This window comes from Stenotrophomonas sp. 2YAF22, assembly GCF_052114665.1.
Lineage (GTDB): Bacteria > Pseudomonadota > Gammaproteobacteria > Xanthomonadales > Xanthomonadaceae > Stenotrophomonas > Stenotrophomonas indicatrix.
Map to the genome: position 1 here is coordinate 1 of NZ_JBFRFE010000844.1, position 1,406 is coordinate 1,406.

Annotated in this window: 2 protein-coding genes; one reads left to right on the top strand and one right to left on the bottom strand. The window is 66.7% G+C overall.

Translation table 11 applies throughout. From position 1 onward, the window contains the following. On the top strand, positions 1–663 hold a 663-nt coding region (locus AB4Y84_RS21625), incomplete at its 5' end, for an MlaA family lipoprotein (protein ID WP_442250928.1). A gap of 109 nt (positions 664–772) precedes the next feature. Here the strand turns inward: AB4Y84_RS21625 and AB4Y84_RS21630 are convergent. Next, positions 773–1,318, bottom strand: a complete 546-nt coding sequence (locus AB4Y84_RS21630) for a glutathione peroxidase (protein WP_442244247.1) — start codon at positions 1,316–1,318, stop codon at positions 773–775. Positions 1,319–1,406 lie beyond the last annotated feature (88 nt).

The window sequence follows — 1,406 nt, forward strand, 5'->3', positions numbered from 1 at the left end:
CCGTTCAACCGCAAGGTGCACGGGTTCAACAACGCCGTCGACCGCGGTATCGCTCGCCCGCTGGCAACCGCCTATACCCACGTGGTGCCGCGCTTTGCCCGTACCGGCGTGAGCAACTTCTTCAGCAACCTGCGGGCGCCGCTGACCATTACCAACCAGCTGCTGCAGGGCCGCCCCGGCGACGCCTGGGACAGCCTGGGCCGGTTCCTGATGAACAGCACGCTGGGCGTCGGTGGCCTGTTCGACCCGGCCAGCAAGGCGATGGTGCCGCGTCGCAACGAGGACTTCGGGCAGACCCTGGGTGCCTGGGGCTGGCGTCGTTCGCGCTACGTGGAACTGCCGTTCTTCGGCCCGCGTACCGTGCGTGATGTGTTCGGCCTGGCCGGTGACATCCCGCTGTCGCCGATCCGCCGCATCGAAAGCGACAAGTACCGCATCGGTCTGCAGGGGCTGCAGCTGGTCGATACCCGCGCGCAGCTGCTGGCGATCGACGACCTGCGCGATACCGCGGTGGACGAATACGCCCTGGTCCGCGATGCCTGGATGCAGCGCCGCAACTACCAGATCGAGAACGACCTGCGCGGCAAGCGCGAGCGTGGCAGCGACGATGCGAACTCGCCGATCCCGGTCGATGCGATGCCGATGCCGCAGTGGACAAACTGATCCACGTTGGCACCGCATGAACGAAAAACCCCGCCTAGGCGGGGTTTTTTTTGGGCGCTGTGGGTCGGGTCGGAGCCCTTTCCCGTGGAAAGGGATCCGACCCCGGCGATCAGGCAGCCAGTGCAGCCTCGACCGCCTCGCGCAGGCGCGCATCATCGGCGGCAACGTCCGGGGCGAAGCGGGCGATGACCTTGCCGTCGCGACCGACCAGGAACTTCTCGAAGTTCCACAGCACCGCCGGCGCCGCGTGGATCGGAATTTCCTTGCTGGCCAGGCGCTCGCGCAGCGGGCCTTCGCCGATCGCCTGCGGCTGCGCAGCAGTCAACTGCTGGTACAGCGGATGGGTGTCTTCACCGGCCACGCTGATCTTGGCGAACATCGGGAAGCTCACGTCGTAGGTCAGCTGGCAGAACTGCTGGATCTCCGCCTCGCTGCCCGGCTCCTGGCCGAGGAAGTTGTTGGCCGGGAAGCCCAGCACTTCCAGGCCCTGCGCGTGCTTCTCCGCGTACAGCGCCTGCAGGCCTTCGTACTGCGGGGTCAGACCGCACTTGGACGCCACGTTGACCAGCAGCAGTACCTTGCCCTGATAGTCGGCAAGAGAAGACGGCTGGCCGTCGATGGTGGTGAGGGAAACATCCTGGATCGAGGTGCTCACGCGGGGGCTCCGGCTGCAGCGGGGAAAGGCCCACCAGCATACCGCCGACGTCACTGGTAGTGCCGGCCGCTGGCCGGCAACCTCATGA